15 protein-coding genes and 1 tRNA gene are annotated in these 13,966 nt (G+C 63.7%); 7 read left to right on the top strand and 9 right to left on the bottom strand.

The genetic code is table 11. The features are described 5' to 3' along the window. Positions 1 to 252 precede the first annotated feature (252 nt). Positions 253 to 720, top strand: coding sequence for a class F sortase (locus ACX80K_RS12740; protein ID WP_459272373.1), 468 nt, complete (start codon positions 253 to 255; stop codon positions 718 to 720). 562 nt (positions 721 to 1,282) lie between these two features. On the opposite strand, the gene ACX80K_RS12735 is transcribed toward ACX80K_RS12740, so the two are convergent. Further along, entirely contained in the window at positions 1,283 to 2,098 is an 816-nt protein-coding gene (locus ACX80K_RS12735; protein WP_459272249.1) for an SDR family NAD(P)-dependent oxidoreductase, read from the bottom strand. A 73-nt stretch (positions 2,099 to 2,171) separates the two neighbouring features. Between ACX80K_RS12735 and ACX80K_RS12730 the strand changes: the two genes are divergently transcribed. Beyond that, on the top strand, positions 2,172 to 2,621 hold the full coding sequence (locus tag ACX80K_RS12730; RefSeq protein WP_459272248.1) for a MarR family winged helix-turn-helix transcriptional regulator: 450 nt from the start codon (positions 2,172 to 2,174) through the stop codon (positions 2,619 to 2,621). Positions 2,622 to 2,708: 87 nt separating this feature from the next. Here ACX80K_RS12730 and ACX80K_RS12725 read toward each other — a convergent pair whose 3' ends face one another. Next, entirely contained in the window at positions 2,709 to 2,831 is a 123-nt protein-coding gene (locus tag ACX80K_RS12725) for a hypothetical protein (protein ID WP_459272247.1), read from the bottom strand. A 65-nt stretch (positions 2,832 to 2,896) separates the two neighbouring features. Here ACX80K_RS12725 and ACX80K_RS12720 point away from each other — a divergent pair, with 65 nt between their 5' ends. Beyond that, complete coding sequence (locus ACX80K_RS12720) at positions 2,897 to 4,105, top strand: cysteine desulfurase-like protein (RefSeq protein WP_459272246.1); 1,209 nt, start codon at positions 2,897 to 2,899, stop codon at positions 4,103 to 4,105. A 221-nt stretch (positions 4,106 to 4,326) separates the two neighbouring features. On the opposite strand, the gene ACX80K_RS12715 is transcribed toward ACX80K_RS12720, so the two are convergent. The 3 genes from ACX80K_RS12715 to ACX80K_RS12705 form a co-directional block, all read right to left on the bottom strand. Further along, positions 4,327 to 4,848: a CGNR zinc finger domain-containing protein gene (locus ACX80K_RS12715; protein WP_459272245.1), complete on the bottom strand. Its 522-nt coding sequence runs from the start codon at positions 4,846 to 4,848 to the stop codon at positions 4,327 to 4,329. Between the two features lie 328 nt (positions 4,849 to 5,176). Continuing rightward, positions 5,177 to 5,920: a hypothetical protein gene (locus tag ACX80K_RS12710; RefSeq protein WP_459272244.1), complete on the bottom strand. Its 744-nt coding sequence runs from the start codon at positions 5,918 to 5,920 to the stop codon at positions 5,177 to 5,179. Between the two features lie 530 nt (positions 5,921 to 6,450). After that, on the bottom strand, positions 6,451 to 7,188 hold the full coding sequence (locus tag ACX80K_RS12705; protein ID WP_459272243.1) for a hypothetical protein: 738 nt from the start codon (positions 7,186 to 7,188) through the stop codon (positions 6,451 to 6,453). 250 nt (positions 7,189 to 7,438) lie between these two features. On the opposite strand from ACX80K_RS12705, the gene ACX80K_RS12700 reads away from it, so the two are divergent. Further along, complete coding sequence (locus ACX80K_RS12700; protein WP_459272242.1) at positions 7,439 to 7,798, top strand: cupin domain-containing protein; 360 nt, start codon at positions 7,439 to 7,441, stop codon at positions 7,796 to 7,798. A gap of 210 nt (positions 7,799 to 8,008) precedes the next feature. Next, positions 8,009 to 8,848, top strand: a complete 840-nt coding sequence (locus ACX80K_RS12695) for a universal stress protein (RefSeq protein WP_459272241.1) — start codon at positions 8,009 to 8,011, stop codon at positions 8,846 to 8,848. A 417-nt stretch (positions 8,849 to 9,265) separates the two neighbouring features. On the opposite strand, the gene ACX80K_RS12690 is transcribed toward ACX80K_RS12695, so the two are convergent. The 4 genes from ACX80K_RS12690 to ACX80K_RS12675 form a co-directional block, all read right to left on the bottom strand. Beyond that, a tRNA-Met gene (locus ACX80K_RS12690) sits at positions 9,266 to 9,339 on the bottom strand. Positions 9,340 to 9,514: 175 nt separating this feature from the next. Beyond that, positions 9,515 to 10,264, bottom strand: a complete 750-nt coding sequence (locus ACX80K_RS12685) for an ANTAR domain-containing protein (protein WP_459272240.1) — start codon at positions 10,262 to 10,264, stop codon at positions 9,515 to 9,517. A 240-nt stretch (positions 10,265 to 10,504) separates the two neighbouring features. Continuing rightward, positions 10,505 to 10,870, bottom strand: a complete 366-nt coding sequence (locus tag ACX80K_RS12680) for an Hpt domain-containing protein (RefSeq protein ID WP_459272239.1) — start codon at positions 10,868 to 10,870, stop codon at positions 10,505 to 10,507. 36 nt (positions 10,871 to 10,906) lie between these two features. Continuing rightward, on the bottom strand, positions 10,907 to 11,101 hold the full coding sequence (locus ACX80K_RS12675; RefSeq protein WP_459272238.1) for an excisionase family DNA-binding protein: 195 nt from the start codon (positions 11,099 to 11,101) through the stop codon (positions 10,907 to 10,909). Between the two features lie 229 nt (positions 11,102 to 11,330). Here ACX80K_RS12675 and ACX80K_RS12670 point away from each other — a divergent pair, with 229 nt between their 5' ends. Together ACX80K_RS12670 and ACX80K_RS12665 are read left to right on the top strand one after the other, a co-directional pair. Next, positions 11,331 to 11,732 carry a hypothetical protein gene (locus ACX80K_RS12670; RefSeq protein WP_459272237.1) on the top strand — a complete coding sequence of 134 codons (402 nt, stop codon included), beginning with the start codon at positions 11,331 to 11,333 and terminating at the stop codon, positions 11,730 to 11,732. 346 nt (positions 11,733 to 12,078) lie between these two features. Next, positions 12,079 to 13,581, top strand: coding sequence for an amidase (locus ACX80K_RS12665; protein ID WP_459272236.1), 1,503 nt, complete (start codon positions 12,079 to 12,081; stop codon positions 13,579 to 13,581). Positions 13,582 to 13,966 lie beyond the last annotated feature (385 nt).

The raw sequence follows: 13,966 nt of genomic DNA, 5'->3' as shown, positions 1-13,966 counted from the left end.
AGCTCACCCAGCGACCGCCGCAAACACCACCTGGTGTCTGCGGCGGTCGCTCTGTTAATCCTCACCGGCTGCTCCACCCCCACCAGGACCGACACCGGCACCGGCACGAATGCTGATAGCGGCACCTCTGCAGCTCCGACAATTGGGTCAACACCCTTACCTACACCGGCTGATTCGGCTCCAGCGGCACCGGTGGCAACACCGCCACCAGCGACTACCGCCCCGGCGCCGGGGACACCGCCCGCACCCGAGATGCCGGCAGTTTTGCCAGCATCAGCGCCCGTATCCTTTTCCATTCCCTCGACCGGCGCCCGATCGGACCTTCTCAGGACCGGGTTGCGGGAGAACGGATCCCTGGAGGTGCCTCCGGATGGGCCCGGCGCACCAGCGAGTTGGTACAACCAGTCACTCACCCCCGGCGAACGCGGGCCCGCGGTCCTCTTGGGACACGTCAACGCCACCGACGGCGGACCCGGAATCTTCGCCGACCTCCGCGCACTCAAGGCCGGCGACACCATCGAGGTACTGCGCGAAGACGGCATCACCGCGACGTTCACCTTCAACCGCGGCGAGCAATACCCCAAAAACGAGTTTCCCACCCAAGAGGTGTACGGCAACACCGCCGGAGCCGAACTACGCCTCACCACCTGCGACGGATACGACCCCGAAACCGGCGAATTCGACGACAACTACGTCATCTACGCCACCCTGGCCAGCTGACCGGCCCGCCGTTAGTAACAGCCATACTCATACATCAGAAAAAGGATCTAGCCGTGCGTCGTCGCGTTGCATGGTCAACACCGCTCATCATCCTGACAGCGGCACATATCTCTCTCCTCGGATCAGCGCCAGCCCTCGAAGGAACCCTCGGCATCAAGACGACCTTTGACTGGACGCCTGACGGGCAACCGGTGATGCGCATGGGCGCACTTCAGGCGGGTAGCAAAATTTGTCGCGCTCAGTGCAAAACTATGATGGTGCTTCGCACGCGGCTTATGCACCACCTTCGAGCCCTCCTGCCAATTGCACATGTCAGGTTTCGCAGTCGCCTGAACCAATCCTCAAACTCGCCTGCAAGGACGGAGGACCACCACACCCCGGCCCGATCTCCCTGTCGATCGAAGCCGCGCCAACGATACCGATGACACCGACGTCAGTGACGCCGGCGGGTGACGCACTAGCAATCCGACCTATCTCTTCGATTCCGCTGATTTTTGCAGGAGTCAGGCGGAACCTGTATATGCCTTTACTGGAGTTGAGGGACTAGGCGGATCGCAGCGCGTCATGCTGTGCTGGATACTTCCTGCCATGCTTCCCACGTCGCGATTCGCTCGGCGAATGCTGTACGTGCCGCTGGGAGGACAGTGGCTCCGAGCGCGAACCGCAGGGGCGGTTCATCGGCATCGACGAGAGTCAGGACGGCGTGCGTCGTACCGTGAGGGTCGCGATGCTCCTCGCTGGTCACGCTCGCAAAGAGACGAGTCCGAACGTCGTCGTACACCTTCATCCCCGCACTGGCCTTCAGGGAGGCAGCGCTACCGAAACCAGTCGCGTACGCGCCGGGTTCGATCAGGGTCACCTTGATGCCGAACTCCTCAACCTCGAGCGCGAGGCTCTCGTGAATGGATTCGATCGCGGCTTTCGTCGCGCAGTAGTAGCCGATGACGGGCAATGGGCTCACGCCCAGGGAACTGGACACCGTGATGATGTGACCACCGCGCTGCTTCCTCAGTTGTGGCAGTACTGCCTGAATGACACTGATCGCGCCGAAAAAGTTGGTATCGAAGAGCGCGCGAATGTCGACGTGCGAGGCTTCTTCGACTGTCCCGACGAGCGTGTAGCCGGCGTTGTTCAGGACGACGTCCAGCCTACCGAAATGCGCTTGAGCCAGGGAGACAGCGTGCTCGACCTGAGCAGGGTCAGTGACATCGAGCCGAAGGGGCAGAACGGCATCACCGAACCGCCCTACAAGATCATCCAAGTCCTCTACCCTGCGCGCGGTTGCAGCAACTTTGTCTCCCCGCTCGAGGGCCGCCTCCGTCCAGATCCGACCGAGCCCGCGGGACGCTCCTGTAATGAACCATGTCTTCCGTGCCATGTCGGACTCCTAACTAAGGTGTACTACTGATCATCAGCAGTACTGACGATCAGCCTATGGGTAGGGTGGGAGCATGTCTAATCAAGGTTCGCCCGACCCCTCGGATCCACTGGCCTACCTCCTCAAGCACGCCTTCCTGCGGCTGGCCGCGATAATTGACACAGCACTCGAGCCCCTGGGCATCGACGGCAAAGACTTTGGGGTACTTCGGCTACTCGCGCACCGCGCGCCAACATCCCAGCTCGAGGTTGCGAGGCTTCTCGGCGTTGACCGGACAACGATGGTGTCGCTCCTCGACGAACTCGAACACAAAGGCATCCTCGAACGCACCCCGGACCCAGCCGACAGGCGCCGAAATGTCATCGCCCTCACCGAGCAGGGAGTGCTGGCTTACGACGCGGCGGACATCGCTCACCAGAAAGCGGAGAAAGAGTTTCTCGCTGTCATCACCCCGGCCATGTCCGAGCAACTTCGTGCAGCACTTCGCTCCCTACACCGACACCAACCGCTCTCGGACACGTAGAGCCTTCCGTGTCACTATGTTGGCGACGCGCCCGGAACAGGCACCCCCACCGCAGTCACAGGACAGCGGGAGTCACGCAGACTCGCGTTACTCGATGCCCGGCACAAAGGTGACGCCCTGGTCGCCCTCCTCGGTCATGTCGGTCACGTCGGTCACGTCGGTCACGTCGGTCACGTCGGTCACGTCGGTCACGTCGGTCACGTCGGTCACGTCGGTCGCGTCGGCTCTCGCCCGCGATGTTTCCCGTATAGACGCTCACCTGAGACAGTAGCGGCATGACCCTGGATATCGAGGCCTTCCGCGCGCACTTCCCCGCCCTGCTCACCGGCACAGCCTATTTCGACGGCCCCGGCGGAACGCAGGCCCCCGCCGTCGTAGGAGCGGCGATAGCCGGCGCCATCACCGCGCCGCTGTCCAATCGCGGTTCGGTGATGGACTCGGAGAGGAACGCCGACTCGGCGGTCCGCGAGTTCCGGGAGGCGATGGCCGATCTGCTGGGGGCGCTTCCTGGCGGCGTCGTCTACGGGCGAAGCGCCACGCAGCTCACCTACGACTTCTCCCGCCACCTTGCCAAGACCTGGCAGCCGGGTGACGAGGTCGTCGTGTCACGCCTGGATCATGACTCCAATATCCGCCCCTGGCTGCAAGCAGCCGACGCGGTGGGCGCCACCGTGCGCTGGATCGATTTCGACCCGGAGACCGCGGAGATCGACGAAGCGTCCGTCAGAGCCGCGATCACCGAGCGCACCAAGCTGGTGGCGATCACCGCCGCGTCGAACCTGCTCGGCACGAAACCGCCGGTGGGCCGCATCGCCGATGCCGCGCACATGGTCGGCGCGCTGGTCTACGTGGACGGGGTGCACTACACCGCTCATGCGGCGGTCGATGTGAAGGCGCTGGGAGCTGACTTCTTCGCCTGCTCGCCCTACAAGTTCCTCGGACCTCACTGCGGTGTTCTCGTGGCCGACCCGGAGCTGCTGGAGTCGCTGCAGCCGGACAAGCTGCTGCCATCCACGAACGAGGTTCCCGAGCGGTTCGAGTTCGGCACCCTCCCGTACGAGATCATGGCCGGCGCTACGGCGGCCGTGGATTTCCTCGCCTCGATCGCGCCCGGCGTCGAGACCGGCCGCCGTGCGCGCCTTCTTGCATCCGCGCACGTGGTCGATGAGCACGAGCACGCCTTGCGCTCCCGCATCGAGGCAGGGCTGGCCGACCTGGGCGACGCCGTCACGCCGCACTCCAGAGCCCAGGATCGGACACCGACACTGCTGGTGACGTTCCCCGGCCGGTCCTCCGCGGATGCCTACCGATTCCTCGCGGAACGGAACATTCTCGCGCCCGCCGGTTCTTTCTACGCGTACGAAGCCTTCCGTCGCCTGAATCTCGGGGACAGCGCCGCCCTGCGGATCGGCCTGGCGCCGTACAACAACGACGACGACGTCGACCGCCTCCTGGCCGCGCTCGGCGAGTTCATTTCCTCGTAGCGCGGGGGGTCTTTGCGCTGCACGGATTGCGCGTCGATGCGGGCGGCGACGAGCAGGATGCCGTGGGTTCGTCCGTGTCGTATCAGGATGTTTCGGGAATTCGCCTGCTGAGTTGGCGGAGCGAACACCACGCGAGGCAATCAGCTAGCTGCCATTGTGTTGCGCCGGACGGCGTCATCAGGGACGAAGGGCACACTGGAGTGGTCGCCTGCTCCTGTTCTTCAGCCCTGCGTTCGTGAACGGTGCCGTCGGACGGCGGCACGGTTGGCACATCGGACCGAGCAGTACTGCTGACGACCATTGCGGCTGACGTCGACGATGACGAGGTTGCACGGGTCGGCGGCACACCGCCCGAGCCGGTGCATTCCGCGGGTGACGAGATGAAGGGCAGTCCCGACGCTGATCACCGCTTGCAGCACCGAGGGCAACGCCTGGTTGTTGTCGCGGTAGTGAAGATGCCACCCTTCGCCGTCGTGGTCCGTCAGCCGGGGATACGCCGTCACCGCGGCCATGCGCGTGTTGAGTAAGGAAGCCCGATCAGCCGGTGTCAGCGCGTCGACCACGTCGAGCCATCCGTCGATGACCGTGCGGGTCCGTGGATGATCGGCTGGATGAGCAGGGAACGCCATCGTCATACCGAACTCTCGTGTGCGCTCCACGATCGCAGCCCGATCTTCGGGCCAGTCATTGGCGAGTGAGGCGGCGAGCAGAACGGCATATTCGCCGTAAGGGTTGAGATGCATAAGGGCATTACATCATCGTGGAGTACATGACGACGACCCGAGGCACGATCGAGAACTCCACCAGCTCGCCCATCGCGAACCATGAACACTCCTGGATGACCGAATCCCGTCACAGGACGTCCGAGGGCTTCATCGTGTACGTCCGCTGTTCCCAGTGCCGGGCACGACGGGTGGACCAGCAAGCCGCTGTGTGCCCCACTCCCTCGGGTATCAGCAACGTCATCCGGTCTCTCGGCGTCCGGCCGAAGGCTGACAGTGAGGACGGTGCCAGCCTGGTGGACCGGAATTCCTGGTCGTCGGCAGCACGCGCACCGCGTGCACCACGAGCTCATGCTGGGATCGACCCCTCGAGGGCTCCCTGAGGCTGCGACCCGTCACCGAATGTCACCATCCACCGAGTCTCACGCTGGTCCTGCTGCCAGCGCACCAGGCTTACCAGGGATGCGAGGCACAGTGCTACGCCGGCCATTTCGAGGAACTCCTCGACGGCGTTGAAGGCAATGTACGTGGGCGAGTTGGGGACTTCCAGTAAGGAAGTGCCCCGGAGTGACAGATCGCTGAAGATCTCTCCTACCAGCGCGCCCCCGAGAAACAGACACCCGGAGACGATCACCCCGATCCGTGCCTTCATCGGGAGGGAGAGAACAAGTCGCAGAAGAAGCAGAACCAGCACCAAGGCGATGACGGTTCCGGGAATCACCCATGCGTACCTCAACCCGATATCGAACCGTTGGGCGAGTACGGCTCCGGCCGGATTCAACCGCTCGTGCAACGACGTCGACTCATCGATCGAGAAGACGAGGGAAACAGAGCTGAACAGCCACCACGACCTCCGGTGGCTCGGAGCCCTGAGCGCAAAAACCGCCGCCACGGCGGCTACCGCAAGCCAAAGTGCCGCCGTGAACCACGTGGGGATGTTGACCTCGCGGTCGAGGTTGAAGAAGTCGCTGAGGAACAGATACCCCCACCGTGGCTCCGGCGTCGACCGCAGGAACTGCCAGAGGGACAAGCTGATGGCCGTCAAGAGCACCACCGGGATCAGGAGTATCCCGAACGATCGCCTGATGGACAAGCGCCGCCACGTTCCACTAACCATGACCACCGGATCCCCTGCACACACTGGGGGACATGGCCCTCCTTCCTTTCCTTCGCGGCCAGTAGGACTGTGCCCGACAGCGCAGTGATCGACAATCCATCGGACTCACCCGCCTGATTCATTCGCACCCCACCAAGCAACGGACAGGCGCCGGAGAACCCTGAGAGCGAAACGGCTGTATGTGCTTCGCATGCGGCCGGGCTCTACGACGTCGTGCTCGCATCCGCTACAGCCACTCTGACGTACTCGGATGAGCCCGTCGTGAAGGCAGAATGAGAACTTCTTCATCTTTCAAAGGTTGGAACGTAGCACTGGTTGCCATGGTTAAACCCTCAATGGAGGTCCGGTTCGACGAGTACGTAGAGGCCGGAGAATCACCAAGACCCCGCCTCCCAATGGGAGACGGGGTCTTTCCGTGCCGGTGGTGTTGTTCGGGCGGAGGGTCTCCTTCGACCTGAATGGCGTCAGGTCGTCCCCTCATTCGGCCCGCTGAACGCTGTGGGGGATCAGTGGGAAGGCCCTGCCGATTCCTTGAGCTCCTGGCACAGGTCGACCACATCCCTGGTGGTGTTCTTCAGGACCTCGGTCGATTCGGGTTCGACAGCGTTCTCATCACCGGTGAGAACGGTCTTGATGGTCACCTTTCCGTCCTCGAAATAGCTGAGCTCGGGGAATCCCGCTGCAGCCAGCGCCGCGGCATCGGTCTCACTGATCGGATAGACGACAGAGGGCCCCCCGATTCTCTCCTCAATGGTCAACCCGTCCGCCGAGATGTACACGTTGCCCGGTCCGGAGTTGTCGATCTCGTCGAGGAAAGCACCGTCAGGGAAATCGCCGCCAGGTTCGGCGATCACATCCGTGGTCATCTCACCCCGGACCTTGATCACGGTGGTCCCGTCTCGCTTCACCCGAACTTTCTCGTACAGGTCCTGGACGTCCCCAGCCCTCAAGGTGATCGTGGTGCCGCACGCCGGGAACACGACGTCCTCGTAGTAGGTTGCGGGCGCCGGCTGGTACCCGTCGGTTTCCGCGGGCGGCCATGGTGCCGGGATGTCCTCCTCGGAGGCCGTGGCGGCCGACGCCGATCCGGCGACGAGGGACAGCGTGGCGAGGAGGGAAAAGCACAACTTGTTCTGAGTATTCATTTCAGGCTCCTGAGTTCGGCAGGAGTCCGATTGCCGCGGATCCTGCCCGAATAAGCATTGGATGCCGTGAAGGCGACGGTCCGCTGACAGGACCGACATCGCCGTGTCCGCCAGTCCGGGCGCACATCGCGAGAACCTACGCCCGCCCTTTCGGGCTGTCAATAGAATCCGGCACCGCCTGACTACCCCATCTACAGAAGATTGCCCGCCCGCTCGATGTTGAACGACGACCTCGAGAGTCACCTGTCGTAATGGGCAGACAGTGAATCGACTGTGTCTCAAGATGCGTGCCCGTAGTGTTGCGCCTATCAGCGGCATCGGAAGAACACATCGAAGTGCAGGAGACGTTATGCCCAATGTTGAGACGGCCGCGGCCAAGGTCTTGCAGGAAGCCGTGACCACCGAGAAGGGCCGGTCCGCCGCACTCCTGATTCATGACGGGCCGTTGCGTCAGACCATCCTTGGGCTCAAGGCGGGCCAGGCACTCGCCGAGCACAACTCACCACCTGCTGCGAGTATGTATCTTCTCCAGGGGCGGGTACGTGTCACCGGGCAGGACCAGTCCGAAGTCGGCACCGGGGAGATCGTCGCTCTGACTCACGTACGCCACGGCGTGGAGGCATTGGAAGATTCCGTGTTCCTGCTGACAACGGTCACCAGCCAAGCCGGCGACAGCCACGGGGGCGACCCCACGGGGAAGCATTCCTGATCTGAGGATCCACCGGTCGATGCTCTGACGACCACGAGGTCGATTCTTGCATCAGCTCAGCGCGCGGTCCGGGTGCGGTCATCCTCGCGCTGTGCCGCCCGCGCGTAGTGCAGCGAAGGACAGGGCACACTAGGGGTACCTAGCTGTGATCGGACGCGGCACGTGAAATTTCGCGAAGGCACTGCAGCAACCCGACATAGGAGTATCACCATGAACGCCAGCACCTCACCCAAACCGATCATCGTCGGTTACGACGGCTCCGACGGATCCCAGCGGGCGGTGCGGTGGGCGGCCCGGCATGCCTCGGCAACGGGGATACCCCTGCTCGTCGCCCACTGCACGGCATGGCCGTTGTTCACCACCAACCTGGGCCCGGTAGAAGGCATCAAGGACAGCGGATTGCAGCACGAAGCCGAGAAGACGCTTGCTGAAGGCCTCGAGCTCGCCGCACAGGCTGCGCCTCACCTCGAGATCACACAACGCCTCCTCACCGGCTTCCCGGCCGAGGTACTGACCACACTCTCCGCAGACGCCTCGTTGCTCGTCACGGGAACCCGCGGCCTCGGTGGTTTCGCCGGATTGCTCGTAGGGTCCGTCAGCCTGCACCTGGCAGCTAGCGCATCCTGCCCGATCATGGTCGTGCGCGAGGACCAGCCCGCCCAGGACCACGTTCTGGTCTCCGTGGATGGATCACCCGAAAGCGACCGCGCCGTGCTCAAGGCCGCGGATCTGGCAGAAACCCTGAAGCAGTCCCTCCACCTCCTCCACGTACTCCCCCACCGCCGGCACTCGCCGGACGTCTCTGCCGACGCTGAACGCGACCCCATTATCCAGCAATCACTGAACCTGCTGCCGACCGGCACGCAACTGACCATCGCCGAGGAAGCCACGACGGCCACCTCGACACCGGGAGCGATCATCGAACGGGCCCGTACCGCGTCCTGTGTCGTCCTCGGTGCAAAGGGTCGCAACACGCTCGGCGCCCGACTCGGATCCACGGTCCACGCCGTCCTGCATCACGCCACTGGCAACGTCATCGTCGTGCGCTGACTCTTCCGAGGAGAATGCCCTGCACCACGTTGCACAATGACGGTGACCCGTATCTGCCGGAGCAGGTGAAAAAGCGGGGCGGTGGGTCGACGGAACCCGAGGCCGGCTGGAGTGAGACGGGTCCAGCGGAAGAGGTGGATGCAGAGGGCGAGGATCACGGCTGCGGCGACCGCGACGAGGAAGACCGGCAGGAGGAAGTGAGCTCCACCCGGAACTCTCGGTCGATCTGCACAGTCCCTGCATCATCAACCCAGGGAACCCGGAAGATGATCTGCCGCTCGGGTTCGCACCATCGCTCCAGTACCGCAGCATCGTCGAACTCGGGGTGTTTCCCTCGACACCGGCCCCAACGAGTTGAACCCGGGGTAATGAAGTTCGGGCACCTACTCGACACGATCGTGAGTAGGTGCCCAGGTGTTGCGGGGACAGGATTTGAACCTGTGACCTCTGGGTTATGAGCCCAGCGAGCTACCGAACTGCTCCACCCCGCGGCGTATGAACGACCTTACGCACCACAGGAGGAAGACACCAATCAGGATCACCCTGGGGCGCCTGAAGCGTGCGGACTGATTCCCGTGGAGCCGGGGTTGTTGTAAGCCGTGTAGAGGTAGGCCTAGCAGCCGGAAGCCTCAGATGCGTCGCTCGGGGACTGCCTGGTGTCGCGGTTCATCGTTCTTCCTGCCCCGCGTGGACGAGCTGCTGGGCGACGTCTGACAGTCTGCGGCTGGTGCGGGTGCTTTCGTCCTTCAGGATCGCGAAGGCGCGCTCGGCGCTGATCTTGTGTCGTTCCATCAGGATGCCCTTGGCCTGCCCGACGGCATCTCGCGTGGTGACAGCTTCCTGTAGTTGCTGCAGCTTCTCGATCTCTCGTTGCAGGAGCGCGCGGGAAACGGTCACCTCATCCCTGGGAGCGGCGTGCACATGCGGTTCCTGGCCAGCGGCCGGCTCCACCTCAGGCACATCAGCGAGTACCGATGAGCCAAGCTGGGAACCGGCGGTAGGAGCTCCGGGGTGTGAGGCGGTGGAGGGCTTCGATGCAGTCCCGGGTGGCGCGTCGACGCTCCTGTCCGGATACCGCCCAAGTGAAGCGTAGGCACCCGCTCCTGCCGGCTCCGTCTCCAGCGCCGCGGTGGCAGGAGCGGCGGAGTGCGATGCCACAGCTTCGTAGGTGAGCTCCTCCACGGACGACAGGCCGAGGACCGTCATGGCTTGGTACAGATGGCCCTGAACCGTTCGCAACGGAAGGACAAGGTCGGACGCGATGTCCTGGCATGTGCGTCCACTGGCGACCATCAACGCGATCACCGCCTCGCGGTCGCTCAGGTCACCCACCAGCGAAGGGCGGGTCAGATCGAGGGAATCCGCAGGGAAGCGCGAAGCCACCAGCTGCGGAGAGTGATCGGATGCGTGTGTCATGGAATCCCCCGATAGGCATAGCAATAGAAGCTTCATGCCACGGTCCGGGGCAGAAGCATCAGCCTCGCCGTTCGGAAGCTGATGTGTCAAAAGGTGTAATGACCAAGTCGGCATCCGATGACTTGTGGTAGCTGGAACACCGGATTCCCCTGCCTGGTCACGGTTCGACCGGCGCCCTGATCAGTCAGGTCTGGAACGTGGACCAGTCGACGGGAATCCCGCGTTCACGCGTCGGCCCCGCTAGGGCCCAGCCGTCGCGGGTATCGCCGGGACGGGAAAGCCGGCGACGGCGTCCCTGAACGTATCGGCTTGTCCCTGGAGCGTCAGCACGAACTCCCGGCAGTGCTCCGATCCCACTGGATGCTGGGTGAGGGCGCGGGCCGCTGATGCCTGTAGCTGGGATGCCCCTACCATCGCCGCACTGGAGTGCAGGCTCAGAAGCGCCGTGCAGATCTCCTCTTCGTCGTGGTCCTCGAGGGCCAGTTCGATGCGGGCTATCCGGCTGACCAGGAGTGCGTTGAAGGTGGTCAGGAAGTCGACTGCGACGCCCAGGTCGACATCCTCGACGAGTGTCGAGAACGCGGTCGCATCAAGGGCAGGGATCATGAGGTGCCTCCGCTTGCCGGCTGCCGGGGACATGCATCAGTGCGCGGGATCGACGGAGTCGAGGTAGCGCTGAACCGCCACCTTCGACACCCGGTAGGAGCGACCGAAGCGGATACCCTCCATCGCCCCGGACTGCACCAACCGGTACACCGTCATTTTGGAAACCCGCATACTGGCAGCTATCTCCGCGACCGTCAGCAGGTCCGTCGACATCGATGCGTTGCGTGCCATAGCTACCCCAGCCCCCATACCGTGCGCCACCTTGGCCACTCCACCAACACTGATCTGTTCCTGCCGTTTCCGCACGAGTAGCGGCTACCTATTCCCCGACGCCGCCCACCAGGTACCACGCGGGCCGCCGGTTCCTGCTGCCCGTCCGGACTGCAGCTTCCCAAATAATCGAACCTGTGTTCTATTTAACCCTGCAGGACGACCGTCGAAGGCGAGGGAGGAGCAACAGATGACAGCGCAGCCAGTGGACACCACACCACCGACAGGACCGACCCAGAATGCGCCACAGGAGGGCAAGGGGAATTGTGCGTGGCATGTTCTCGACGAGCCGGCCGCCGTCCGGTTCCTGCCCTCCGGGACGCCGCTGGCACTGCGCTGGCGGGGCAGCATCTGGCAGGTCATCGGCGAACCCCTGGCGTGGTCGAGCACGGACAGGAGGCAGCTACCCGACACCACTTCCCCGGGTGAGGACAGCAGGCGGAGCAGCCTGGGCAGTGTCGTCACGACGCGGTTCTGGCGCTTCCGTGCCCAGACCGGGCCGGCGTCCCCGGTCCTGGAGTTCGACATGAACGCGGATGCGCGGTGGGACGACTGGCGGCTGCGCCGGGTCACCACCGTCGACGGCTACTGATCGGCTCGGACAGCGTCCGGCAGGGTCGCCGGCAGTTCGCAGGTAGCGGTAGGGGCAGCGTGGCCGTCTTGTGAAGCGGCAGCGGTGACGCTTCGCGGGACAGTCAGGCCCCCTGCATTGGCCCTGCCGAGGGCTTCACGAAGGCAGTGATGCCTACGGGGCAGTTCTCACTGGAACTGACCCTTCAGGGCCGCGGTGCTCTCCCGAGAGCAGCGCTTCGATTCTCCGAACCAGTTCCAGCAGGCCAGCCGCTCTTCCGGGGGTTGCCTCGCTCGGGGTTGACGCTAGTTCTCGGTCGTCCTAGCGTCGGGGCAGGACACCATCCGACCCTCATGGGAGAACCGTCATGGATCTCAACGGCACGCCACTCGAACATGCAGACATCGCGGGAATCCAAGCTGCATTGTTCACCGGTCGGGTCACTGCCCGGCAGTTGGTCGACGCATACCTTGCCCGGATCGAGGCTTTCGACCATGCCGGCCCTCAGTTGAACGCGGTCGTAACGATCAATCAGGCCGCCCGGGAACAAGCTGACGCGTTGGATGATGCTTACCGCCGAACCGGCCAAGCGGTCGGGCCCTTGCATGGTATTCCCATGGTCATCAAGGACTGCCTGGAGACGGCTGATATGCCGACCTCGTTCGGATCAGAGATCTTCGCTGACTACCGCGCGGAGGAAGACGCAACAGCTGTCGCCAGACTGCGCGCCGCAGGGGCCATCATCCTCGCGAAAACGACACTGCCTGACTGGGCCACTTCGTGGTTCAGCTACTCCTCCCATACCGGGGTGACGAAGAACCCCTACGACCTCGACCGCGATCCAGGAGGATCAAGCAGCGGTACAGGCGCCGCCATCGCGGCAGGGTACGCGACCGTCGGGCTGGGCACAGACTGCGGAGGATCCGTGCGGCTACCCGCCTCATTCTGCAACCTGGTCGGGGTTCGTTCCACTCCCGGCTTGATCAGTCGAACCGGATGCAACCCTCTGGTCAGCGCCCAGGACACCATCGGGCCGATGGCCCGGTCCGTGGAAGACGCTGCACGGGTCTTCACCGTCATGGCCGGTTTCGACCAGAGCGACCCTCTTACCTACGCCTACTCCGTGGCACGCGCTCCCGCGTCGTACGTGCACAGCCTGGTCCCCGACGCCCTACGGGGGCGACGTATCGGTGTACTGCGCAGTGCATTCGGTGCTGACACTGATCCCAACGCTGCCCCCGTCAATCACGTGATGGCCAACGCGCTCGAGGAGTTGAGGGCAGGCGGTGCCTCTTTGGTCGATGTCACCATCGATGACCTGTCCGGGTGGATCGGTCGCACATCCCTTTACACGATCAAGTCCAAGCACGACATCAACACTTGGCTCTCATCGAAACCTGACCCACCGGCCCGCACCGTCGCCGAGATCATCGACTCAGGCCGGTACCACAAGAAACTCGACCTCCTCGAGGCGTTGGCAGCCGGACCCGATGACCCGCTGAATGACGTGAACTACTACACCGCCTATACCGCGCGCGAAGCGTTCATGAAAACGGTCGTCAATCTCATGGAGGCCGACAACCTCGATGCGTTGGTTTATCCAACCTGCCAGGTGGTTCCACCCACCCACGAGGACACTGATTCCGGGCTGTGGAACACCCTGAACTTTCCCACGAACACGGTTATCGGTTCACAGACCTGGATGCCCTCCATGACGGTACCGGCCGGCCTGACCGACTCCGGACTGCCCGTCGGAATGGAGATACTGGCACGTCCTTATGATGAGCCCACCATGTTCGCAGTCGGCTACGGCTTCGAACAGGTCATCGGGCACCGGTCTCACCCCCGGAGCGCACCGATAAGCGCCTGATCGGGTCCTCGTGCTCAGCCCCTGAAGAACTGAGGATGCTCCCGCTTGCTGGCCGCGTTCGAGACGAATGTTGAGCTACATGCGCCGTTCGGTGGCACCAGTCGCCACAAAGTCGGGCAGGCGCGATTACCTCAGTCAGCATCTTCGCTTCTCGGAGTCGTCACCACGCCCGTCGGGACGCCCCGCACGCCCCCCCCCCCCCCCCCGTCGGGCGGCGAACTCGAGCGCTCCACCGCCCACTCGGGCTGGGCGTCCGCGTGTGGCGGTGCAGTTGAAGGTTCCGGGCTTCAGACCGTTATGACGGCAGGAAGCGGAGGGGGGGAGGTTGGTCCGGACCGAGGTTTTCGGCACGATTGGTTTTGTCTCTGGTTTACAAGCACCCCCG

The sequence above is a fragment of the Arthrobacter sorbitolis genome (genome assembly GCF_054510995.1).
The sequence above is the reverse complement of the archived record's forward strand: the minus strand, read 5'-3'. Positions and strand labels throughout refer to the sequence as shown.